Genomic DNA, 21,478 nt, shown 5'->3' on the forward strand with positions numbered 1-21,478 from the left:
TGGTCTCCCGCTAGAGCTGGTCTGGCGCTTCGATGCCGAGCAGGGAAAGCCCGAGCGCGAGCGTGTGCGACGTCAGCGTAGTCAACCTCAGCCGCGACGCGCGCAGTGACGGCGAAGGCGCTTTCAAGACCGGACATTCCTCGAAGAACCGGGAGAACACGACCGCCGTCTCGTACAGGTACGTACACAGCTTGTGTGGTGCGTACGCGCTCGTAGCAGCCTTCAGTGCGTCGCCGAACCTGAGCAGCTTCAAGGCCAACGCCCGTTCCGCCGGCGCTTCCAGCAGGATTTCCGCGCCGTCGGGCACGCCGCCCGCCTTGCGGAGGATCGACCGCGTCCGCGCGTGCGCGTACTGCAGGTACACCGAGGTGTTGCCCTCCTTGGCGAGCATCCGGTCCCACGCGAAGACGTAGTCGCGCTCGCGGTCACCGGACAGGTCGGCATACTTGACGGCGCCGATGCCGACCGCCCGCGCGACTTCGGCCTGCCCGGCCGCGTCGAGCTCGCTGCGTTCGGCGACGACCGCCGCGGCCTGCGAGACGGCCTCGGTGAGCAGGTCGGCCAGCTTGACCGTGTCGCCGGACCGGGTCCGCATGGTCTTGCCGTCGGCGCCCAGGACCGTGCCGAAGCCGATGTGCTCGGCGTGCCCGGTCAGCCAGCCGGCGGCGCGGCAGACGGCGAACACCATCGCGAAGTGCTGTGCTTGCGGGGCCCCGACGACGTAGAGCAGGTCGGTCGCACCGCGTTCGGCCGTCCAGTACCGGGCGGTGGCCAGGTCGGTCGCCGCGTAGCCGTAGCCGCCGTCGCGTTTCCGGACGATCAGCGGCAGCCGGTCGCCTTCGCGGTTGCGGAACCCGTCGGGGAACACGCAGACCGCGCCGTCGCTGATCTCGGTCAGCCCGGCTTTCTCGAGGTCGTCGACCACCGCGGCGAGGTACGGGTTGTAGAAGCTCTCGCCGTAGATGTCCTCGTCCGTCAGCGAAATCCCGAGCAGCGCGTAGACCTCGTTGAAATGCCGCGTCGACTCGGCGATCAGCTCCCGCCAGACGCCGAGCGTCTCTTCGTCGCCGCTTTGCAGCAGCACCACCCGCTCGCGCGCACGAGTGGCGAACGCGTCGTCGGTGTCGAACTTCCGGCGCGCTTCGCGGTAGAAGGCGTCGAGGTCGGCGATGGCGCTTCGGCCGGCCGAGACGTCGAGCAGGTGCTCGATGAGCATGCCGAACGGCGTGCCCCAGTCACCGAGGTGGTTGTGCGGCAGCACTTCGTGCCCGGCGAACCGCAGCAGGCGTGCGAGCGCGTCGCCGATGACCGTCGTGCGCACGTGCCCGACGTGCATCTCCTTGGCGACGTTCGGGCTGCTGTAGTCCAGCGCGATCCGCCGCGGCGCCGGGGTTTCCGGCACCCCGAGGCGCGGGTCGCCGAGCAGCGCGGCGGTCCGGCCTTCGAGCCATTCTCTGCGCAGCACGAAGTTGAGGAACCCGGGCCCGGCGACCTCGGGCGGCTCGGCCAGGCCGTCGACCTCCAGCGCCCCGGCGATCAGCCCGGCGACTTCACGCGGCGGACGGCCGAGCCGTTTGCCCAGGCTCATCGCGAGGTTGGCCTGGTAGTCGACGCACTCGCGCGGCGACGCCTGGACCAGCGCCTGCTCCGGCGTCAGTTCGACGTCCAGTGCCCGGCCGGCGGCGGTCACCACGCGGCGCGCCAGCTCCTCGGTAACGTCGGCGGTCTGCTGCACGGTGTCCCTCCTTCGCCTCGGTCTCGGAGCACGCAGCGTAGCGAGCGTGACCGGCCGGTGACGAAGGGTTTACCGCAGCTCGCTTCCCTTCGTTTCGGGCAGCGTGAGGATGACGGCGAACGCGATCGCCGCGCCCACGGCGACGTACCAGAAGTAGAGCGTCTGCGAGACCGTGCCGAAGAGCGTGATGAGCAACGGCGCGGTACCACCGAAGATCGCGACGGTCAGGTTGTACCAGGCACCGATCCCCAGCCCGCGCAGTTCGGTCGGGAACAGCTCGCTCATGATGGCCGGCGCGATCGACGTCATCGCCGTGTACAGCCCGAGCCCGACGCAGAACACCACGAGCAGCCCGCCGACGTTCGGGCCGATCAAAGTGGACAGCGGCACGACGACCACCGCGGTCACCCCGGACCACACCAGCAGCTGCGGCTTCCGCCCGACCCGGTCGGCGAGCGCCCCCATGGGGTACTGCAACGCGATGAACAACGCCGTGCCGACCGACAGCGCGAGGAAGACCGCGTCGGCGTCCGCGTGCCGGTTCTTCACCGCGAACGACGTCAGCGCGCTGAAGAACGTGTAGTAGCAAAGCGTCGAGAGCATCGTGAAGCCGACGAGCCTGCCGACGGCCTTGGGGTGGTGCGTCAGTGTCGTCAGCAGCGGCCGCTCGAGCTTGCGCGCCTTGGTCTTCGTCTGCTCGAACAGCTCGGTCTCGGCGAGACTCCGGCGCAGCCACAACCCGACCAGGCCGAAGACACCGCCCAGCAGGAACGGTAGCCGCCAGCCCCAGGACGCGAGCTGCGCCTTGTCCAGCGCGCGGGCCAGGACGAACCCCAGCACGGTCGCGACCAGCACGGCCGACCCGGTCGAGATGTAGAAGAACGCCGAGTACCGGCCGCGACGCTCCGGCGGCGCGATCTCGCCCAGGTAGGCCGACGCGTTCGACACCTCGCCGCCGAGCGACAGCCCCTGCGCGATGCGCGCGAGCAGCAGCAGGATCGGTGCGAGCCAGCCGACTTGCGAGAACGTCGGCAGCAGCCCGATCGCCACCGACCCGCCCGCCATGAGCAGGATGGTGAGGATCATGGCCGGCTTCCGGCCGCGCGTGTCCGCGAAGCGCCCGAGCAGGACCCCGCCCAGCGGGCGGAAGAAGAACGCGAGCGCGTAGGTGGCGAACGTGTTGATCAGGGCCAGGGTGTCGTTCCCGGCGGGGAAGAACGCGCCGGCGAAGTAGATGCTGAACGTCGCGTAGATCGTCCAGTCGAACCACTCCAGCGCGTTGCCCGCGCTCGCCGCGAACAGCTTGCGCACCGGCAACCGGTGCCGCTGGGTTGCCTGAACGGCGGACTCGGTCATGGCGGCCTCCACGTCACCCGAAGGTGGAACGGGACTTTGCCACATCCGTTCGCAGTTCGAAAGGTTCTGACCGCCCTCCCGTCTCCTAAGCCGTGCTGGCCAGCGCGAACGGCAGGACCGCGGGCGCCCCGGCCCGCCGCAGCAGGCGCGCGGCCAGCGTCATCGTCCAGCCCGTGTCGATGACGTCGTCGACGAGCAGCACCGGCCCGGCCGGCAGGATCCCCGCGAGGTCGGCCGGCATGCTCAGCCGCCGCCACAGGTCCGCCAGCCGTTGCGCGCTGTTCGCCTGTCGCGGTGGTGGCCCCTCGGCGTCGAGCGCGCCGAGGAAGTCCAGCTTGCCGATCTCGGCCAGCCGCGTCGCGAGGCTGTACACGAGCTGCGGCCGCGTCTCCGACGGGACGGCGACCACTGCCACCGGCCGCTCGGCCCACTGCCATCCGGCGAGCACCTGCACGCACGCCTTGAACACGGAGTCCGGCACTTCCGTGTCCTTCGCCTGGGGGCCGACCAGTTCCCGCAGCCGGTTGCCCCAGCCGACGTCGGTGAGCCGCCCCAGCACCTGGCCCGGCTCGGCCTGGTCGTCGGCCCCGATCCGGCCGGAGACCGGAACGTCCAAAGAGGACATCCCGGTGGGCCACTGCTTCCGGGGCGCGACCTCGACACCGGGACGCTGCAGCCGTTCGCGGGTCGCCTCGGCGACGTCGTCGGACACCGACGTGTCCCAGTGCTGCCCGGTGCAGTTGTCGCACCGCCCGCACGGCGCCGCCTCGGGGTCGTCGAGCTGGCGCCGCAGGTATTCCATCCGGCAGCCGTCCGTCGCCAGGTAGCCGAGCATCGCGTCCTGCTCGCGTTCGCGCGCTTCCGCGACCCGCCGGTACCGCCCGCGGTCGTACTCCCAGTTCTCGCCCGTGCTCGTCCAGCCGCCCTTGACGCGCCGCACCGCGCCGTCGACGTCCAGCACCTTGAGCACCATTTCCAGCCGGGACCGGGAAAGCTCGACCGACGGCTCGAGCGCCGCGGTCGACAGTGGACGGTCGGCGTAGGCGAGCGTGTTCAGCACCTGCGTCACCCGCAGCTCGTCCGGGAAGGCGAGCGAGCCGAAGTACGCCCAGATCGCCCGGTCCTCCTCGCCGGGCAGCAGCACGACCTCGGCGCGTTCCACACCGCGGCCGGCACGGCCGACCTGCTGGTAGTACGCGATCGGCGACGACGGCGCCCCGAGGTGCACGACGAACCCGAGGTCCGGCTTGTCGAACCCCATGCCCAGCGCCGACGTCGCGACCAGGGCCTTGACGCGGTTGCCGAGCAGGTCGTCCTCGGCCGCCTGCCGGTCGGCCGGGTCCGTCTTGCCGGTGTAGGCCGCGACCGGGTAGCCGCGGTCCTTCAGCAGCGACGCGACGTCGTGCGCCGCCGCCACGGTCAGGCAGTAGATGATCCCCGAGCCCGGCAGCTCGGCCAGGTGGTCGGCGAGCCACGCCAGCCGCGCCTGCGACGTCGGCAGCCGGCACACCGACAGCCGCAGGCTCTCCCGGTCGAGGGTGCCGCGCAGCACGAGCGTGTCGGTGCCCGTGCCGAGGCCCAGCTGTTCGGCGACGTCGGTGACCACGCGGTCGTTCGCGGTCGCCGTGGTCGCCAGCACCGGCACGCCCTCGGGCAGGTCGCCCAGCAGCGTGCGCAGGCGCCGGTAGTCCGGCCGGAAGTCGTGCCCCCAGTCGGAGATGCAGTGCGCTTCGTCGACCACCAGCAGCCCGGTGCTCGCGGTCAGCTTCGGCAGCACGTTGTCGCGGAAGTCCGGGTTGTTCAGCCGTTCGGGGCTGACCAGGAGGACGTCGATCTCGCCGGCCGCGACCGCCGCCTGGACCTGGTCCCACTCCTGCGGGTTCGCGGAGTTCATCGTCGCCGCGTGGATCCCGGCCCGCGCCGCCGCCGCGATCTGGTTGCGCATCAGGGCGAGCAGGGGCGAGACGATGACCGTCGGCCCGCTGCCCTGTTCGCGCAGCAACGCCGTGGCCAGGAAGTACACCGCCGACTTGCCCCAGCCGGTGCGTTGCACGACCAGCGCGCGGCGCCGCTGCGCGACGAGGGCCTCGATGGCCGTCCACTGGTCTTCGCGCAGCTTCGCCGAGTCGCCGGCCAGTGCCCGGAGGAGGGTCTCGGCGCGGTCGCGGAGGGCTGGGGTGGTGCTGGTCGTGTCCACGTCCCCACGTCTACCCCATGGCACCGACGAACCGGGAATCGGCGGCGTCGCGAACGGACCGTTCGCGACGAATACGGGCCGTTATGTGACCTGAATCACAACTCTTGCCCGGTCGGGCGAGGTGTCCCACAGCGGCCGGTCCCGCGGCCCGCGGCTGTATAGGCTCTCCGGTCATGTCACCACGGCGGATCGGGGTCATGGGCGGCACGTTCGACCCCGTGCACCACGGCCACCTCGTCGCGGCCAGCGAGGTCCAGTCCCGGTTCGGGCTCGACGAAGTGATCTTCGTCCCCACCGGCCAGCCCTGGCAGAAGACCAGCCGGCAGGTGACCAAGGCCGAGGACCGCTACCTGATGACGGTCATCGCGACCGCGTCCAACCCGGTGTTCTCGGTCAGCCGCGTCGACATCGACCGCGGCGGCCAGACCTACACCGTCGACACGCTGCGCGACCTCCACGCCGAGTACCCCGACGACCAGCTCTTCTTCATCACCGGCGCCGACGCGCTCGAGCAGATCCTCACCTGGCACAAGGCCGACGAGCTGTTCGACTTCGCGCACTTCATCGGCGTCACGCGGCCCGGCTACCGGCTCAATTCGCACCACCTGCCCAGCGGCAAGGTGAGCCTCGTCGAGGTCACCGCGATGGCGATCTCCTCGACCGGCTGCCGCGACCGCGTCGAACGCGGGGAGCCGGTCTGGTACCTCGTGCCCGACGGCGTCGTCCGCTACATCGCGAAGAAGGATCTCTACCGGAAGAGCGACTGAAGGGCCCCTGGTCGCGGCGGGTACTCTTCTCGGGCGAACCCGATCTGAGAAGGAGCACTGTGGCAGCCACGTCCGAGGCACGAGAGCTGGCCGTAGCGGCCGCACACGCGGCGGCGGACAAGAAGGCCAGCGACGTCGTCGTGCTGGACGTGTCCGAGCAGCTCGTCATCACCGACGCCTTCGTCATCGCCTCCGCGTCCAACGAGCGGCTGGTCGGCGCCATCGTCGACAACGTCGAGGAGAAGCTGCGGGAGAGCGGGCACAAGCCGGTCCGCCGCGAAGGCGCCCGCGAAGGGCGCTGGGTCCTGCTCGACTACGTCGACGTCGTCGTGCACGTCCAGCACGTCGAAGAGCGCTCGTTCTACGGCCTCGAGCGGCTGTGGAAGGACTGCCCGCGCATCGAGGTGGCCGGACTCGAGGAGCCACCCGCCGACGAGGACCCGGACGTCCCGTGAGCCCGCGGCGGCTCGTGCTCTGGCGCCACGGCGAGACGGACTACAACGCCGCCGGGCGGATGCAAGGCCACCTGGACTCGGCGCTGACCCCGCGGGGCTGGAACCAGGCCCGGTTCGCCGTCCCCGCGCTGGCCCGGTTCTCCCCGGACCTCGTCATCGCGTCCGACCTGCGCCGCGCCACCGACACGGCCACCGTGCTCACCGACGCGATCGGCGTCCCGCTGCGGATCGACAAGCGGCTGCGCGAGACGCACCTCGGCGAGTGGCAGGGCATGACCGGCGCCGAGGTCGACGAGGCCTACCCCGGTGAGCGCGCCCGCTGGCGCCGCGACGCCACCTGGGCGCCGCCGGGTGGCGAGAACCGCCTCGACGTCGCCGACCGCGCGAGCGAAGTCGTCACCGACCTGCAGCAAGCCAACTCCGATGCGGGCGAGACCGTGCTGCTGGCCGCCCACGGCGGGCTGATCACCGCGCTCACCGCGCACCTGCTGAACCTGCCGGTGGAGACCTGGCCGTCGCTGGGCGGGATCTCGAACTGCCACTGGGTCGAGCTGGGCGCACGCGACGGGAAGTGGCGGCTGCTGGCCTACAACGCGGGGATGCACGGCTAGCCGATGGGGCCGCGCCTGCTCGTGTTCGGCGATTCGCTGAGCTTTCACGGTCCCGAAGGACCCTGCGCCGCCGACGAACCGCGGCTGTGGCCCAACGTCGCCGCCGCCGCGCTGGGCGGCACCGCCGACCTGGTCGCCGGGATCGGCTGGACCGCGCGCGACGTCTGGTGGTCGCTGACCGGCGACCCGCGCGTGTGGGCCGACCTGCACCACGTCGACGCGGTCGTGCTGGCGATCGGCAGCATGGACACGCTGCCCTCGCCGTTGCCGACCTACCTGCGCACCGGGTTGAAGTACCTGAGGCCCGACCCCGTGCGCCGCGTGGTGCGCAAGGCCTACCTCGCCGCGCAGCCCCGGCTGTCCGTCGCCTTCCGCGGCCGGCCCGTGGTGCTGCCGGCCAAGCTCACCGTGCAGTACCTCGACACGGCCGTCGGCGCGCTGCGCGTCCTGCGGCCCGAGCTGCCGATCTACGGGTGGCTGCCGTCGGTGCACCGGGCCGCGGCCTACGGCGGCGTGCACACCGCGCGGCCGGCCGCGGAGGCCGCCATGAAGGCCTGGGGCGCACGCGCGGGTGTTCCGTTGCTGGACCTGGAAGCCGTCGTCGGGGAGCACGTCCTGAGCGGCGAGGGCAACCCGGACGGCATGCACTGGGGCTGGAAGGGGCACGCCGCGGTGGGCGACGCGATGTCCGTGTTGCTGGCGCCGGAGCCGGCCCCCGGCCACGTAGGCTGACGGCGTGTCGGTCGCCGTAGTCACGGATTCCACCGCCCACCTGCCGGAGGGCTTCGCCGAACGGCACGCGGTCCGGGTGGTGCCGCTGCACGTCCTGGTCGACGGTGTGGTCTCCCTCGACGGCATCGAGACGGGCCCGGCGGCGGTCGCCGAAGCGATGAGCCAGCGCAAGATCGTCACGACGTCGCGGCCGACCCCCACCGAGTTCGTGAAGGAGTACCGCGCGGCGCTGGCCGACGGTGCCGACGCGATCGTTTCCGTGCACCTCTCGCGCGAGCTGTCGGGCACCTGGGAAGCGGCGGTGCTGGCCGCGCAGGAAGTCGGCCCGGACCGGGTCCGCGTGGTCGACTCGCGCACCACCGCGATGGGCCTGGGGTTCGCCGCGCTGCACGCCGCTTCGGCCGCCGCGGAAGGGGCTGCGGCGGCGGACGTCGAGGCCGCCGCGGTGACCGCCGCCGGCTGCTCGTCGACGCTGTTCGTCGTGGAAACCCTGGACCACCTGCGCCGCGGCGGCCGGATCGGCCCCGCGGCGGCGCTGCTCGGCACGGCGCTCGCGGTGAAGCCGGTGCTGCACATGTCGGACGGCCGGATCCTGCCGCTGGAGAAGGTCCGCACCATGAACCGCGCGCTCGCGCGGCTGGTCGAGCTGGCCGCCAAGGCCGCCGAGGACGACGACGTCGAGCTCGCCGTCCACCACCTCGCGTCGCCGGAGCGGGCGGTCGAGCTGGCGAACCGGCTGGAAGAGGCCGTGCCGCGCTCGGCGGGGTGCGTGGTCTCCGAGCTGGGCGCGGTGATCGGGGCGCACACCGGGCCTGGCGTGCTCGGGGTGGTCGTCCAGCGGACGGTCCCGTCCCGGCGCTAGCCGCCGAACCCTCCAGCATGCCACCCGGGTACGACGGAAACGGCTGTTCCCGGGCCGGGCCGGGTGGATCCGTCCACATCACCCCGGTTGTCCACAGGACGCGGCGGCACCCCTGTCGGACGCCTCCCCGCGGGCCCTAACGTCGATCGTGTGTTCGAGCAGCCCGCCCGGGATCCGGGCCCTCCCGTCAACGACCGGCTCGCCTGGCTGGCCGACCAGCTCTCGCCCGACGAGAGCACGGTCGGGCCCGGCGGCCGGCTGGTCCGGCGCTGGCTACCGGGCGGTTCGGCCGGTCCCGGCCGCCGCCGGTGGGCGCTCGCCGGCGTCCTCGCGGCGGTCGTGGTGATCGTCCTCGGCTCGGTCGCGCTCCTCGGCGGGCGTCCGGCGCCCGAGCCGCCACCGGCGTTGCCGAGCGCGAAACCGGCGAGCGAGGCCTCGGCCCGGGCCGCACCCCAGGCCGGTCTCGTCGTCAGCGTGATCGGCCGCGTCCGGTCGCCCGGCCTGGTCACCGTGGTCCAGGGCGCCCGCGTCGCGGACGTGCTGCGGGCCGCCGGCGGCGCCGACCCCGGCGCCGACCTGAGCTCGCTGAACCTCGCCCGCCGCGTGACCGACGGGGAGCAGCTCGCGGTCGGGATCCCGGCACCCGCCGCGGCGACCGCCGGTTCCCCGGCGGGGGCCAAGGTCGACCTCAACGCGGCGAGCGCCGATCAGCTGGACACGTTGCCCGGTGTCGGCGCGGTGACAGCCCAGCGGATCGTCCAGTGGCGCACCGAGCACGGCGGCTTCACGAAGGTGGAGCAACTGCGCGACGTGTCGGGCATCGGCGAAAGCAAGTTCGAGAAGCTGCGTGAGCAGGTGATGGTCGGATGAGCGCCCTGCCCACGGCCGACACCCGGCAGGACATGCGGCTGGTGCCGGCGGCGCTGGCGTGCTGGCTCGCCGCACTCGGCGGCCTCCTGCTGGGCTGGTGGACGGCGGTCGCCGTCGGCCTCGCTTCGGCGGTGGTCGCCGGGCTGGTGCTCTGGCGGGCCCGCGACCGTCCGCGGGCGCTCGCCGCGGCCGCAGCCCTGCTGGTGCTGGGACTGGTCGCCGCGGGGCCGGTCGCCTGGCGGATCCGGGACGCCCAGCGGGACGAGCTCCGCGCCGCCGCGGCCGACGGGCTGCCCGCGGCACTGCGGGTCGTCGTCGCCGAACGCCCGAAGCCCGTGCGCGGCGCGGGCTACGCCGACCAGCAGGCCGGTGCCCGGTCGGTGGTGCTGACGGCCGACGTCCGCACGGCGTCGGTCGACGGCCGGCCGGTCACGTCGTCCGGGCGGGTCCTGCTGCTGGCCCCGGTCGCGCAGTGGGCGGCGCTGCTGCCGGGGCAGGACGTGACGGCGGCGGGCCTGCTGATGCCGCCGCGCGGTGCGGACCTGAGCGTCGCGGTGCTGTCCGTGCGCGGCCCGCCGGGCGATCCGGGCCCGGCGCCGTGGTGGCAGCGGACCGCGGCCGGGCTGCGTGCCGGGCTCCACGACCTGTGCCAGGTCCTGCCGGAGGAACCCGCCGGCTTGCTGCCGGGCTTGGTCCTGGGCGACACGAGCGGGCTGTCGCCGCGGGTCGAGCAGGAGTTCGTCACCGCCGGCCTCGCCCACCTGACGGCGGTCAGCGGCGGCAACCTCGCCGTGGCGTGCGGCGCGGTCCTGCTCTTGCTGCGTCTGCTTCGGTGCGGGCCGCGGACTTCGGCGGTGGCCGCGGGCGGGTGCCTGGCGGGGTTCCTCGTCCTGGTCGGCCCGGAGCCGAGCGTGCTGCGGGCCGGTGTGATGGCGGCGGTCGCGTTGCTGGCGTTGGCGTTGGGCCGGCGAGGGTCGGCGCTGCCGGCGTTGGCGTTCGCGGTGTGCGTGCTGGTGGTGACGGATCCGGCGATGGCCACGGACTTCGGGTTCGCGCTGTCGGTGTTCGCCACCGCCGGGCTGGTCCTGATCGCGCCCCGCTGGGCCGCCGCGCTGGTGCGCCGCGGCGTCCCGCCGGGGTTCGCCGAAGGGCTGGCGATCCCGTTGGCGGCGTTCCTGGTGACGGCGCCGGTCCTCGCGGGCATGGCGGGCACGGTGAGCCTGGTTTCGGTGCTCACCAACGTCCTCGCCGCGCCCGTGGTGGCCCCGGCGACGGTGCTCGGCGTGCTGGCGACGGTGGTCGGCCCCTGGTGGCCGGGTGCCGGGAAGGTCCTGGTGCACCTGGCCGACCCGGAGGCCCGGTGGCTGATCACGGTGGCGCGGCACGGCGCGCGGGCGCCCGGCGCGGTCGTCGCCTGGCCCGGCGGCTGGGCGGGCGGGCTGCTGGCCGCCGGGGTGCTCGTAGTGCTGGTGCTGGCCGCCCGGCACCGGCGCGTGCGGCTGGTGCTGGCGGTGCTGGTGGCCGGTGCGCTGCTGGTGTTCGTACCGGTCCGGGTGGTCGCGCCGGCGTGGCCCCCGCGCGACTGGGCGATGGTCGAGTGCGACGTCGGCCAAGGCGACGCGGTCGTGCTGGCGACGGCGGAGCCGGGACGGGCCGTCGTCATCGACACCGGGCCCGAGCCGGGGCCGGTGGACGAGTGCCTGCACCGGCTGGCCGTCGAGCGGATCCCGTTGCTGGTGCTGAGCCACCTGCACGCGGACCACATCGGCGGGCTCGCGTCGGTGTTCGACGGCCGGTCGGTCGGCGCGGTCGCCGTCGGCCCGGGGCGGGCGCCGGAGTGGGCGTGGCGCCAGGTCGCGGCGGAGGCGAGGGAACAGGAGGTGCCGTTGGTGGAGCTGAACCCGGGGGAGCGGATGGACTGGCCCGGCCTGACGCTCGATGTGCTCGGCCCGCGTTACGTACCGGCCCGAGCGGCAGGCCCGCAGGACGGCACGACGATCAACAACAGCTCGGTGGTCCTGCGAGCGCAAACCCCGGCCGGCCGGGTGCTCCTGACCGGCGACGTCGAGCTGGCGGCCCAGTCGGACCTGCTGGCCGGCATCGGTGATCTGAAAGCGGAGGTGCTGAAGGTGCCACACCACGGTTCGCGCTACTCGTCGCCGGCGTTCCTCGCGGCGGTGGCGCCGCGGGTGGCGTTGGTCAGCGTGGGCGCGGGCAACACGTACGGCCACCCGAGCAAGTCCACAATGGACACATTGGGTGCGCTGGGTGCGCTGGTCACCCGAACCGACGTGGACGGCGACACGGCGGTGGTGACCGGAACGGCGATCGTCCGCCGAGGCGAGCCACGAGGTCCGCCCCGGCGGTGAGCGGGTCACTCCACGGCGGTGTTCCGGGCGCGTTCGTCGGTCTGGTCGCGTTCGAAGGTGATCCGGCGGCGAGCCCACTGTTGCCCGCCCTCTTCGGCCAGGGTTTCCACTCGCGCGACCAGCACCCGGACGGCGTCCTCGCCCTCGTACGGCGGTGCGGAATGGAGGAACAACGCGGCTTCCCGCTCGATCGCGTAGCCGATCTGGCTGTGCTCCACCCAGTTCTGGTGCATGCCGAAGGTGGTCCGGATCCCGGTCGCGACCAGGACGACGGCCCCGAGCGCGGCGATGACGACCGAGTCGAGGTGAGCGGCGGCCGCGACCGGGATCGCGGCGGAACCGGTGAGGGCGACGACTTCCACGACGCCGTACCGCAACCGGTCTCGCCGGGCGCCCTTCTTGTACCAGCGCCACTTCGCGACGACCGTCGTCGGCAAGGCTTCGCCGTCGCGGTCCGCGGTGACCATCCAGTGCTTGCGGAGATTCCGCATTCCGAACCTCCCGGACCGAGCCGACACCTGGCGGGTGTCGACCTTAGCGGCCCGGGGAAACGCGAAAGGAGGTACTCACCGGGGGCAGCCGAGCGGCCGCCCCCGGCGGGGACGTCAGTACCCGAGCGCCTCGTTCACCGCGGCGGCGGACGGCGGCACGATCGCCTTCGGGCCGAGGTGGTTCTCGACCGCGTCGAGGGTCTTGAGGCCGTCGCCGGTGATCAGGAGGACCGTCTCGGCGTCGGGGTCGAGCTTGCCCGTCTCCACCAGCTTCTTCGCCGTGGCCACGGTGACCCCGCCGGCCGTCTCGGTGAAGATGCCCTCGGTGCGGGCCAGCAGCCGGATGCCTTCGACGACCTCTTCGTCGGTGACGTCCTCGATCGCGCCGCCGGTGCGGTTGACGATGTCGAGGACGTACGGGCCGTCGGCCGGGTTGCCGATCGCCAGCGACTTGGCGATCGTGTCCGGCTTCACCGGCTGGACCACGTCCTGGCCGGCGCGGAACGCGGCCGACACCGGCGAGCAGCCGGTCGCCTGCGCGCCGAACACCTTGTACGGGCTGGCGTCCACGAGACCGAGCTGGCCCAGCTCGCGGAAACCCTTGTCCACCTTCGTCAACTGCGAACCGGAGGCGATCGGCACGACGATCTGCGGCGGGATGCGCCAGCCGAGCTGCTCGGCGACCTCGTAGGCCAGCGTCTTCGAGCCCTCCGAGTAGTACGGCCGGACGTTCACGTTCACGAACGCCCACTTCGGGTGCTCGCCGGCCAGCTCGGTGGCGAGGCGGTTGACGTCGTCGTAGTTGCCGTCGACGGCGATCAGGTCGCCGTCGTACACCGCGGTGGTGAGGATCTTGGCGCGCTCGAGGGTCTTGGGGATCAGCACGACCGACCGCCAGCCGGCGCGGGCCGCGGCGGCGGCCGTCGCGTTGGCCAGGTTGCCGGTCGACGGACACGCGAGCACCTCGAAGCCGAACTCGCGGGCCGCGGCCAGCGCGACCGCGACGACGCGGTCCTTGAACGAGTGCGTCGGGTTGCCGGTGTCGTCCTTGACCCACACGCGCTTGAGGCCGAGTTCCTTGGCGAGGCGGTCGGCGCGGATCAGCCGGGTCGCGCCGGGCTCGGTGTTCGGGATCTCTTCGACGTTGGACGGAACCGGGAGGAGCTTCTTGTAGCGCCAGATGTTCTTGGGGCCGGCCTCGATGTCTTCGCGGCGGACGCGGCCGAAGTCGTAGGCGACCTCGAGCGGCGAGAAGTCTTCGGCGGAGACGAACTCGGGGGCGAGCGGCTGCCGGTGACCCTCTTCCTTCGACACCAGTTCGACGGCGGGACCGAGATCCGGGGTCTTCGTGGTGGAGGTCGTGCCGAGGGTTGCGGTCATCGCGAGGTTCCTTTCCTCATCTGCCCCGCCGAAGCGGGCCGGAATTGGCACCGTGGTCGTCAGCTATCCCGCGATCGCGGGATGACGGGCTGTACGCCGGTTGCCGGGGCTTCGTCGGGCCGTTCCCTCTGCCCCTCTGGATGAGCGGTATTCGGTTGTCGGTGCGCGCGAGCGAGCGCGCCGCCTCGAGGACACCGTACGACATGGCGGTCACGCTGTGCCATGCCGCCCGCCCGACATCACCGGAGCGGGCGCACGGCACCGCAAGTGAGAGGATCCTCGGGTGACCGCGCAAGCCACCGCCCCCGCCCCGCTGCACCTGGTGCTGGGCGAGGAAGAACTGCTGATCGAACGGGCCGTTCGCGAGACGCTCGCCGCCGCCCGCGCGATCGACGCCACGGCCGAGCTGACCCGGGTCCGGGTGTCCGATCTCACAGCCCCTGAGCTGGCCGAACTCGTCAGCCCGTCGCTGTTCAGCGAGGGGCGCGTGATCGTCCTGGAGTCGGCGCAGGACATCTCGCAGGAGCTGGCCGACGCCGTGGCGTCGTACCTGAAGGACCCGGCGGACGGCGTCGTGCTGGTCGTCGTGCACACCGGCGGTGGCCGGAGCAAGGCGGGCAAGTCGCTCCCGGTGGCGCTGAAGAAGGCCGGCGCCGAGGTCACGGAGTGCCCGAAGCTGACCAAGCCGGCCGAACGCGAGCAGTTCGTGCGGCACGAGATCCGCCGGGCGGGCGGCAAGATCGACCCGGCGGGGGTGGCCGCGCTGATCGACGCGGTGGGCTCCGACCTGCGCGAACTCTCCTCGGCGGCCAGCCAGCTGGTGGCCGACACGGGCGGGACGGTCGACGCCGACGCCGTCCGCCGGTACCACCGCGGCCGCGCCGACGTGACGGGCTTCGCCGTCGCGGAGAAGGCGGTCAGCGGCGACCGGTCGGCGGCGCTGGAGTCGCTGCGCTGGGCGATGCAGCTGGGCGTCCCGCACGTGCTGGTGGCGGACGCCCTGGCCGACGCCGTCCGCACGATCGCCCGGGTCTCGGGCGCGGGCCGCGGCAACCCGAACCAGATGGCCGGCGAGCTGGGCATGCCGCCGTGGAAGATCCGCAAGGCCCAGGGGCAGTCGCGAGGCTGGAACCAGGACGGCCTGGCCACGGCGATGCGCGTGGTCGCGCGCCTGAACGCCGAGGTCAAGGGCGTGGCGGCCGACCCCGGCTATGCGCTCGAGCGCGCGGTCCTCGAAGTGGCGGCCGCCAAGGGCTGACCCCGGACATGAAGAAAGCCCCGGCCGGAGCCGGGGCTTTCTCGGAAATCAGCCTCAGAGCGCGTTGACGCGCTTCGCCAGCGCCGACTTCTTGTTGGCGGCCTGGTTGGCGTGGATGACGCCCTTCGAGACGGCCTTGTCCAGCTTCTGGGCGGCGTCGCGCTGCAGCTCGACGGCCTTGGCCTTGTCGCCGGCCTCGGCGGCTTCGCGGACCTTGCGGATCGCGGTCTTCACCGAGGACCGGATCGCCTGGTTGCGCTGACGCGCCTTCTCGTTCGTCGTGATGCGCTTGATCTGCGACTTGATGTTGGCCATAGGGCAACTCCTGTTTCACTCGGTGAGATCGCCGCCGCGCTGAAGTGGCCCCGCGGAAAGCGGGTTTCCTCCATGACGGAATGCCGCACGGGCAGCGAGCGACCACTTTAACAGCCGGGCCGCGGGCGTCCGGCACCGGGAGTACGGTGGGTGACGGCAGTGCCTAGGGTTCCGTCGCCGGCCCGCGCAGCCGACACACAACCAGGGCCGGCGGGCCTGGTCCGAGCGGCACCATCGGCGGGCCCGGACGGCCGGTCGTTCATCTGACGGGGCAAAAGCCTGGAGGACCCGGTTTTCGCGCGCGCGAAAACCCGAAAGGGTCCCATGAACGCCACCGCCCTGTCCCTCGTCCTCGTCGCGGCCGTCGTGCACGCCGTCTGGAACCTGGCCGCCAAGCGGATCTCCTCCGGTGGCACCCAGTTCGTCTGGCTCTACTACACGGTTTCCGCCGTCCTCCTGCTGCCGGTGACCGTCGTACTGCTGGTCGTCGAGCCCGAACGTCCACAGTGGAGCTGGCTGCTCGCCGCCGTGGTGACGTCGGTGCTGCACGTCGCCTACGGCGTCGTCCTGCAGCGCGGGTACCGGGTCGGGGACCTGTCCGTCGTCTACCCCGTCGCGCGGGGCACCGGGCCGCTGCTGTCGGTGCTGGCCGCCGTCCTCGTGCTCGGCGAGCGACCCGGCGTCCTCGGCCTGGTCGGCGCGTTCCTGGTCATCGCCGGCGTGCTGGTGATCAGCACCGGCCGTCAGGCGGACAACCCTCAGGCGGTCAAGGCGGGGATCCTCTACGGCCTGCTGACCGGCGCCACCATCGCCGGCTACACCCTCTGGGACGCGCACTCCGTGACCGGCCTCGGCGTGCCGCCGGTCGTCTACTTCGGCCTCGGCTCGATCCTGCAGAGCGCGATGCTCCTGCCCGGTGCGCTGGCCGGCCGCGCCGAAGTCCGCCGCATCTGGCGCGAGCAGCGCCGGGAGGTGCTGCTGGTCGCCGTGCTGTCGCCGGTCGCCTACATCCTCGTGCTGTTCGCCCTCACGATGGCGCCGGTCAGCCTGGTCGCGCCGGCGCGGGAGCTGAGCATCGTGCTCGGCGGCCTCGCCGCGTGGCTGGTGCTGGGCGAAAGCAACGCCGTCCGGCGGCTCGCCGGGTCGGTGATCGTGCTGTCCGGCATCGCCGCGATTGCGGCCGCCTGAGCGCGTCCGGTAGGGATGGTCGGATGGAAGTCCTGAAGAGCAGGCTGATCGTCCGCGCCCGCGACGCCGCCGCGACGACGGCGTTCTACCGCGACACCCTCGGCCTGGCCGTGGAGCGCGAGTTCCCCGGCGGCACCGTGTTCTTCCTCGGCCACGGCTCCCTGGAGGTCTCCGGCCGGGGCGAGGCGGGTGCGTCGCCCGACCTGGTGCTCTGGCTGCAGGTCCGGGACCTCGCCGGGACGCTGGCCGACCTCAAGGCGCGGGGCTTGGAGCCGGTGCGGGACGCCCAGCGCGAGCCCTGGGGCCTCGACGAGGCCTGGATCGCCGACCCGGACGGCACGCGCATCGTGCTGGTTGAGGTGCCCGAGGGACACCCGATCCGCACGGACACCCGCTAGGCGGGCTTGACGGCACGCAGCTGCGCGGCCAGCGCGGCGAAGCCGGGCGGGTCCCAGGTCCAGGTCTGCAGGTCGGCGAAACCCGCTTCGGCGGCTTCGTCGGCCAAGACGTGCCTGCTCACGGGCAGCCACTTCTCGTGTGCCGACAGCAGCAGCCGCCCGCCGGGACGCAGCACCCGGAACAGCTCGGCGAACCCGGCCTCGCGGTCGTCCCAGAGCATGACGTTGTTCACGCTCAGCACGACGTCGACGGAGCCGTCGGGCTCGCCGGTGCGCGCCGCCGACCCTTCGCGCAGCTCGGCACGGTCGCCGCAGCGCTCGTGGCAGAGCGCCAGCATCTCGGGGGAGGGGTCGACGCCGATGGCGCGCCCGGCCAGCCGCGCGGCGGCGTCCAGGCCGACGCCGGGGCCGGGCCCGACGACGAGGACGGTGTCGTCCGGTTCGAGCCGGGCCAGGTCGACGACGCGGTGTTCGGTGGCGGCGTTGCCCCGCGCCATCACCCAGCCGCCGAGGCGGCCGAGCGGGCCGGAGGGGTGACCGAACGCACGGTCGAGAACTCGGGCGAAGCCGCTGGTCTCCGGCTGGGGAGGGGGTGCCGGCTGGTGCGAAGTGCTCATACTTCGAGGGCACCACGGATCGCGGAACCCCGCATCGGGGATGACCCCCACCCGCACCCGGAGGGCCATGGGAACATAGAGGTGGCCATCCCCGACTTTCCGAGGACTCATTCGAGTGACGACGTTCGCCGACACCACCTTCACGCCGCCGGAGCTCATCCGGAACTTCTGCATCATCGCGCACATCGACCACGGCAAGTCCACCCTGGCCGACCGCATGCTGCAGCTCACCGGCGTCGTGGAAGAGCGGGCCATGCGCGCTCAGTACCTCGACCGGATGGACATCGAACGCGAGCGCGGCATCACGATCAAGGCGCAGAACGTCCGGCTGCCCTGGCAGGTCGACGGGCAGGACCACGTCCTGCACATGATCGACACCCCGGGCCACGTCGACTTCACCTACGAGGTCTCCCGGGCGCTGGAGGCGTGCGAAGGCGCGATCCTGCTGGTCGACGCCGCACAGGGGATCGAGGCCCAGACGCTGGCCAACCTCTACCTCGCGCTGGAGAACAACCTCCAGATCATTCCGGTGCTCAACAAGATCGACCTGCCCTCGGCCGACCCCGACAAGTACGCGGGTGAGCTGGCCCACATCATCGGCTGCGAGCCGGAAGACGTGCTGCGGGTCTCGGCCAAGACCGGCATGGGGGTCGGCGAGCTGCTCGACGAGGTCGTCAAGACGGTCCCGGCACCGCAGGGCGACGCCGACGCACCGGCCCGCGCGATGATCTTCGACTCGGTGTACGACACCTACCGCGGCGTCGTCACCTACATCCGCGTCGTCGACGGCAAGATCACGCCGCGCGAGAAGATCAAGATGATGTCGACCGGCGCGATGCACGAGCTCCTCGAGGTCGGCATCATCTCGCCGGAACCCAAGCCCAGCAAGGGACTCGGCGTCGGCGAGGTCGGCTACCTGATCACCGGTGTGAAGGACGTCCGGCAGTCGAAGGTCGGCGACACCGTGACGTCCGAGCGCCACGGCGCCAAGGAAGCGCTGGCGGGCTACCGCGAGCCGAAGCCGATGGTCTACTCCGGGCTGTACCCGGTGGACGGCTCGGACTACCCCGAGCTGCGCGAGGCCCTGGACAAGCTCCAGCTGAACGACGCCGCGCTCGACTACGAGCCGGAGACGTCGGTGGCGCTGGGCTTCGGCTTCCGCTGCGGCTTCCTCGGCCTGCTGCACCTGGAGATCACGCGCGACCGGCTGGAGCGCGAGTTCGGCCTCGACCTGATCTCGACGGCGCCGAACGTCATCTACCGCGTGGTGCTCGAAGACCGCAGCGAGGTGGTCGTGACGAACCCGTCGGACTGGCCGACCGGGTTGAAGATCGCCGAGGTGCACGAGCCGGTGTCGAAGGTGAGCATCCTCGCGCCGTCGGAGTTCGTCGGCACGATCATGGAGCTGTGCCAGACGAAGCGCGGCACCCTGCTGGGGATGGACTACCTGTCCGAGGACCGCGTCGAGCTGCGCTACAACATCCCGCTCGCGGAAATCATCTTTGACTTCTTCGACACGCTGAAGTCGCGTACGCGCGGCTACGCGTCCCTCGATTACGAAGAGGCCGGCGAGCAGATCGCGGATCTGGTCAAGGTGGACATCCTGCTGCAGGGCGAAACGGTCGACGCGTTCTCGGCGATCGTCCACAAGGATGCGGCGTACGGCTACGGCAACCGGATGGCGACCCGGCTGCGCGAGCTGATCCCGCGCCAGCAGTTCGAGGTCCCGATCCAGGCGGCGGTCGGTTCCCGGATCATCGCCCGCGAAACGATCCGCGCGATCCGCAAGGACGTTTTGGCCAAGTGCTACGGCGGTGACATTTCGCGGAAGCGCAAGCTGCTGGAGAAGCAGAAGGAGGGCAAGAAGCGGATGAAGACCGTCGGCCGGGTCGAGGTTCCGCAGGAGGCCTTCGTCGCCGCTCTGTCCACTGAGGACTCGGGCAAGAACAAGAAGTAACTGTTCCATTGATGTGACACCGGCGCCCATATTCACGCGGAGGTGTGAATATGGGCGCCGAACCGGTGTTCGAGGCCGTTCTTGTCGGTGCTGTCTGGTTCGCTCTGGTGTGAAGAGCGAAAGGAGGGCACCATGACTCTCATGATGGACTTCCAGTATCCGGCCGGGTCGGGCCCCATGACGGTGCGCGACCTGGAGGGGATGCCGGATGACGGCCGAAGACACGAACTCATCGACGGGGCGCTGCTCGTGACGCCGGCGCCCGGGTTCGGCCACCAGAAGATCGCCTACCGCCTCTACGGCGTGCTGGAAGCGGCTTGCCCACCCGGACTCGATGTCGTCGGGGCGCCTTTCGCGGTGCATCACGGCGACCGGACCGAACTGCAGCCCGACGTCCTGGTCGGGCGCACCGAGGACTTCACCGCGAAAGATCTCCCGGCGGCCCCGGTGCTGGCGGTCGAAGTGCTGTCGCCGAGCACAGCGATCCATGACCTCAACACGAAGAAGGCGGTCTACGAGCGGCTCGGGACGGGAAGCTACTGGGTGATCGACCCGGAGGAACCCGCGCTCACGGTGTTCGAGCTGGACGAAGAGGGCTGCTACCAGCAGGTGGCCAAAGCCGCGGATGACGAGGTCTGCGAGGTCGAGCGGCCGTTCCCGGTGCGGATCGTGCCGAAGGAACTGCTGGGCCGGCTCGGCTGAGGTCGGCCTGGTTCAGCCTCGCGTGACGGAGGCGAGTGGCCCGGCCGGCCTCGGCAGCGCTGTTCGGCGTGGGTCGCGGGATCGAGGTCCGGCTGCTCGGCTACCCCTCGGTCAGCGAATCCGAGGCGTCCCGCGGAGCTGGGCGTGCAGCTGCCGGTGCCGCAGTTCCTTCCGGAGCCGCTCGACGACCGCGTCGAACAGGGCCGGGTCCAGGACCGCTGTCTGCTCGAACTGCCGCCGCTGCGGCGGGGCCGGCTGCAGCTTGCCGCGCGGCGCGTAACGCTGGACCGAACTCTCGATGCCACCGCCGGTGACCAGGTCGAGCCAGAGCGCGTCACGCAGGTGGCCGTCGCCGAAGCGGGCCGAGCGGCGGACCGTCACGTCGGCGATCTGGGACCACGGCACCACCCGGGTGCTCAGCGTGCCCGCCGGCAGGCGGAGACCCTCGTCGCCGATGGTCAGGTCCTGGAGGCTCGCGAAGCCGCGCTTCAGCTCGCGGGCCCGGGAGACCCGGAACCCGACGATCGCGAGGACCACGGACGCGGCGTAAGCGCCGCCGATCAGCCACGGCGACAGCCCGCGCAGGACGCCGAAGGCGAGCGCCGCCCCGAAACCGGCGTCGGCGACGAGGAGCACACCGATCAGGATCTTGACCGGTGTGCTCACACGGGGCGGGGACTCGGGCAACGGGTCGACTCCTCGGGCCGGGTGGGTCAGGGATTGCCGATTATCCGGTCGGCCGTCACGAAGACCGCGACCCGCCGCTCCTCGGCCATCACGCGGTCGTACTCGTCCCAGTCGTCGTGCGTGCCGGTGGCGGCGGTGAAGACGTCGCGCAGGAGCTTCGGCAGGCCCGCCGGGTCGAAGGCGGGGTCGGGGTCGTCCGGCCCGATGAGGTGGGTGGCGCCGGTGACGGAGACCCAGTTCCACCCGCGCCGGAAGGTGACGGTGGCATGCCCGGCCCGCCGCAGCAGCGCGAGCTTGTGCGCCCGCCCAACGGCGACGTACGCGACGCCCGGAGCGCCGGTCACCGGGTCGTCGAGCACCCCGGCGTTGACCACCGAGGAGTGCACGGTGCCATCACCCCGCGTCGTGGCGACGGTGGCCAGGCCGTTCTCCCGCAGCGACAGCGCGCGCACCTGCTCCAGATCAACGCTCATGCCGCAATTTAACCCGCCGGACGAACCGGGTGTTCCGGATTCACCGCCCGAAACCCGC

Annotated in this window: 21 protein-coding genes and 1 riboswitch; of the genes, 12 read left to right on the plus strand and 9 right to left on the minus strand. The window is 72.0% G+C overall.

The features are described from left to right. Positions 1 to 10 precede the first annotated feature (10 nt). The 3 genes from argS to ACERZO_RS22230 all read right to left on the minus strand — a co-directional run bounded on the left by argS (position 11) and on the right by ACERZO_RS22230 (position 5,288). On the minus strand, positions 11 to 1,735 hold the full coding sequence (gene argS / locus ACERZO_RS22220; protein ID WP_372666646.1) for an arginine--tRNA ligase: 1,725 nt from the start codon (positions 1,733 to 1,735) through the stop codon (positions 11 to 13). A 69-nt stretch (positions 1,736 to 1,804) separates the two neighbouring features. Continuing rightward, the gene (locus ACERZO_RS22225) at positions 1,805 to 3,091 is read right to left on the minus strand and encodes an MFS transporter (protein WP_372666647.1); all 1,287 of its coding nucleotides are present in this window, start codon (positions 3,089 to 3,091) and stop codon (positions 1,805 to 1,807) included. A gap of 85 nt (positions 3,092 to 3,176) precedes the next feature. Continuing rightward, positions 3,177 to 5,288, minus strand: a complete 2,112-nt coding sequence (locus tag ACERZO_RS22230) for a RecQ family ATP-dependent DNA helicase (protein ID WP_372666648.1) — start codon at positions 5,286 to 5,288, stop codon at positions 3,177 to 3,179. A 197-nt stretch (positions 5,289 to 5,485) separates the two neighbouring features. On the opposite strand from ACERZO_RS22230, the gene nadD reads away from it, so the two are divergent. The 7 genes from nadD to ACERZO_RS22265 all read left to right on the plus strand — a co-directional run bounded on the left by nadD (position 5,486) and on the right by ACERZO_RS22265 (position 11,954). Beyond that, positions 5,486 to 6,055, plus strand: a complete 570-nt coding sequence (gene nadD / locus ACERZO_RS22235; protein WP_372667208.1) for a nicotinate-nucleotide adenylyltransferase — start codon at positions 5,486 to 5,488, stop codon at positions 6,053 to 6,055. 59 nt (positions 6,056 to 6,114) lie between these two features. Then, positions 6,115 to 6,510, plus strand: coding sequence for a ribosome silencing factor (rsfS, locus tag ACERZO_RS22240; protein WP_091316176.1), 396 nt, complete (start codon positions 6,115 to 6,117; stop codon positions 6,508 to 6,510). Further along, a complete protein-coding gene (locus ACERZO_RS22245; protein WP_372666649.1) occupies positions 6,507 to 7,121 on the plus strand; it encodes a histidine phosphatase family protein in 615 nt (204 codons plus the stop codon). The genes rsfS and ACERZO_RS22245 overlap by 4 nt, the downstream gene beginning before the upstream one ends. A 3-nt stretch (positions 7,122 to 7,124) precedes the next feature. Further along, positions 7,125 to 7,853 (plus strand): diglucosylglycerate octanoyltransferase, encoded by a 729-nt coding sequence (octT, locus tag ACERZO_RS22250; RefSeq protein ID WP_372666650.1) that lies wholly within the window; start codon positions 7,125 to 7,127, stop codon positions 7,851 to 7,853. A gap of 4 nt (positions 7,854 to 7,857) precedes the next feature. Next, the gene (locus ACERZO_RS22255; RefSeq protein WP_372666651.1) at positions 7,858 to 8,715 is read left to right on the plus strand and encodes a DegV family protein; all 858 of its coding nucleotides are present in this window, start codon (positions 7,858 to 7,860) and stop codon (positions 8,713 to 8,715) included. Positions 8,716 to 8,865: 150 nt separating this feature from the next. Further along, on the plus strand, positions 8,866 to 9,585 hold the full coding sequence (locus tag ACERZO_RS22260) for a helix-hairpin-helix domain-containing protein (protein ID WP_372666652.1): 720 nt from the start codon (positions 8,866 to 8,868) through the stop codon (positions 9,583 to 9,585). Further along, entirely contained in the window at positions 9,582 to 11,954 is a 2,373-nt protein-coding gene (locus ACERZO_RS22265) for a ComEC/Rec2 family competence protein (RefSeq protein WP_372666653.1), read from the plus strand. The genes ACERZO_RS22260 and ACERZO_RS22265 overlap by 4 nt, the downstream gene beginning before the upstream one ends. A gap of 5 nt (positions 11,955 to 11,959) precedes the next feature. Here the strand turns inward: ACERZO_RS22265 and ACERZO_RS22270 are convergent, their stop codons facing one another. Together ACERZO_RS22270 and thrC are read right to left on the minus strand one after the other, a co-directional pair. Beyond that, positions 11,960 to 12,445: a DUF4231 domain-containing protein gene (locus ACERZO_RS22270; protein WP_372666654.1), complete on the minus strand. Its 486-nt coding sequence runs from the start codon at positions 12,443 to 12,445 to the stop codon at positions 11,960 to 11,962. 114 nt (positions 12,446 to 12,559) lie between these two features. Continuing rightward, positions 12,560 to 13,825 carry a threonine synthase gene (thrC, locus tag ACERZO_RS22275; protein ID WP_372666655.1) on the minus strand — a complete coding sequence of 422 codons (1,266 nt, stop codon included), beginning with the start codon at positions 13,823 to 13,825 and terminating at the stop codon, positions 12,560 to 12,562. A 13-nt stretch (positions 13,826 to 13,838) separates the two neighbouring features. Next, positions 13,839 to 13,972, minus strand: a riboswitch (SAM riboswitch). 136 nt (positions 13,973 to 14,108) lie between these two features. On the opposite strand from thrC, the gene holA reads away from it, so the two are divergent. Beyond that, positions 14,109 to 15,083: a DNA polymerase III subunit delta gene (holA, locus tag ACERZO_RS22280; RefSeq protein ID WP_372666656.1), complete on the plus strand. Its 975-nt coding sequence runs from the start codon at positions 14,109 to 14,111 to the stop codon at positions 15,081 to 15,083. 54 nt (positions 15,084 to 15,137) lie between these two features. Here holA and rpsT read toward each other — a convergent pair whose 3' ends face one another. Beyond that, a complete protein-coding gene (rpsT, locus tag ACERZO_RS22285) occupies positions 15,138 to 15,398 on the minus strand; it encodes a 30S ribosomal protein S20 (protein WP_013228460.1) in 261 nt (86 codons plus the stop codon). 324 nt (positions 15,399 to 15,722) lie between these two features. Here rpsT and ACERZO_RS22290 point away from each other — a divergent pair, with 324 nt between their 5' ends. Continuing rightward, entirely contained in the window at positions 15,723 to 16,586 is an 864-nt protein-coding gene (locus ACERZO_RS22290) for a DMT family transporter (protein WP_372666657.1), read from the plus strand. 23 nt (positions 16,587 to 16,609) lie between these two features. Further along, positions 16,610 to 16,984 carry a VOC family protein gene (locus ACERZO_RS22295; protein ID WP_372666658.1) on the plus strand — a complete coding sequence of 125 codons (375 nt, stop codon included), beginning with the start codon at positions 16,610 to 16,612 and terminating at the stop codon, positions 16,982 to 16,984. Here ACERZO_RS22295 and ACERZO_RS22300 read toward each other — a convergent pair. Beyond that, on the minus strand, positions 16,981 to 17,601 hold the full coding sequence (locus ACERZO_RS22300) for a class I SAM-dependent methyltransferase (protein WP_372666659.1): 621 nt from the start codon (positions 17,599 to 17,601) through the stop codon (positions 16,981 to 16,983). The two genes, ACERZO_RS22295 and ACERZO_RS22300, sit on opposite strands and share 4 nt — an antisense overlap. A gap of 115 nt (positions 17,602 to 17,716) precedes the next feature. Between ACERZO_RS22300 and lepA the strand changes: the two genes are divergently transcribed. Both lepA and ACERZO_RS22310 read left to right on the plus strand, forming a co-directional pair. Continuing rightward, positions 17,717 to 19,558 carry a translation elongation factor 4 gene (gene lepA / locus ACERZO_RS22305; RefSeq protein ID WP_372666660.1) on the plus strand — a complete coding sequence of 614 codons (1,842 nt, stop codon included), beginning with the start codon at positions 17,717 to 17,719 and terminating at the stop codon, positions 19,556 to 19,558. Positions 19,559 to 19,690: 132 nt separating this feature from the next. Continuing rightward, a complete protein-coding gene (locus ACERZO_RS22310; protein WP_372666661.1) occupies positions 19,691 to 20,260 on the plus strand; it encodes a Uma2 family endonuclease in 570 nt (189 codons plus the stop codon). 111 nt (positions 20,261 to 20,371) lie between these two features. On the opposite strand, the gene ACERZO_RS22315 is transcribed toward ACERZO_RS22310, so the two are convergent. Then, positions 20,372 to 20,926 (minus strand): PH domain-containing protein, encoded by a 555-nt coding sequence (locus ACERZO_RS22315; RefSeq protein WP_372666662.1) that lies wholly within the window; start codon positions 20,924 to 20,926, stop codon positions 20,372 to 20,374. A gap of 47 nt (positions 20,927 to 20,973) precedes the next feature. Continuing rightward, positions 20,974 to 21,420: a pyridoxamine 5'-phosphate oxidase family protein gene (locus ACERZO_RS22320; RefSeq protein WP_372667209.1), complete on the minus strand. Its 447-nt coding sequence runs from the start codon at positions 21,418 to 21,420 to the stop codon at positions 20,974 to 20,976. Between the last annotated feature and the right edge of the window lie 58 nt (positions 21,421 to 21,478).

It is taken from the genome of Amycolatopsis kentuckyensis (assembly GCF_041679295.1).
In the GTDB taxonomy this organism is placed as follows: domain Bacteria; phylum Actinomycetota; class Actinomycetes; order Mycobacteriales; family Pseudonocardiaceae; genus Amycolatopsis; species Amycolatopsis kentuckyensis_A.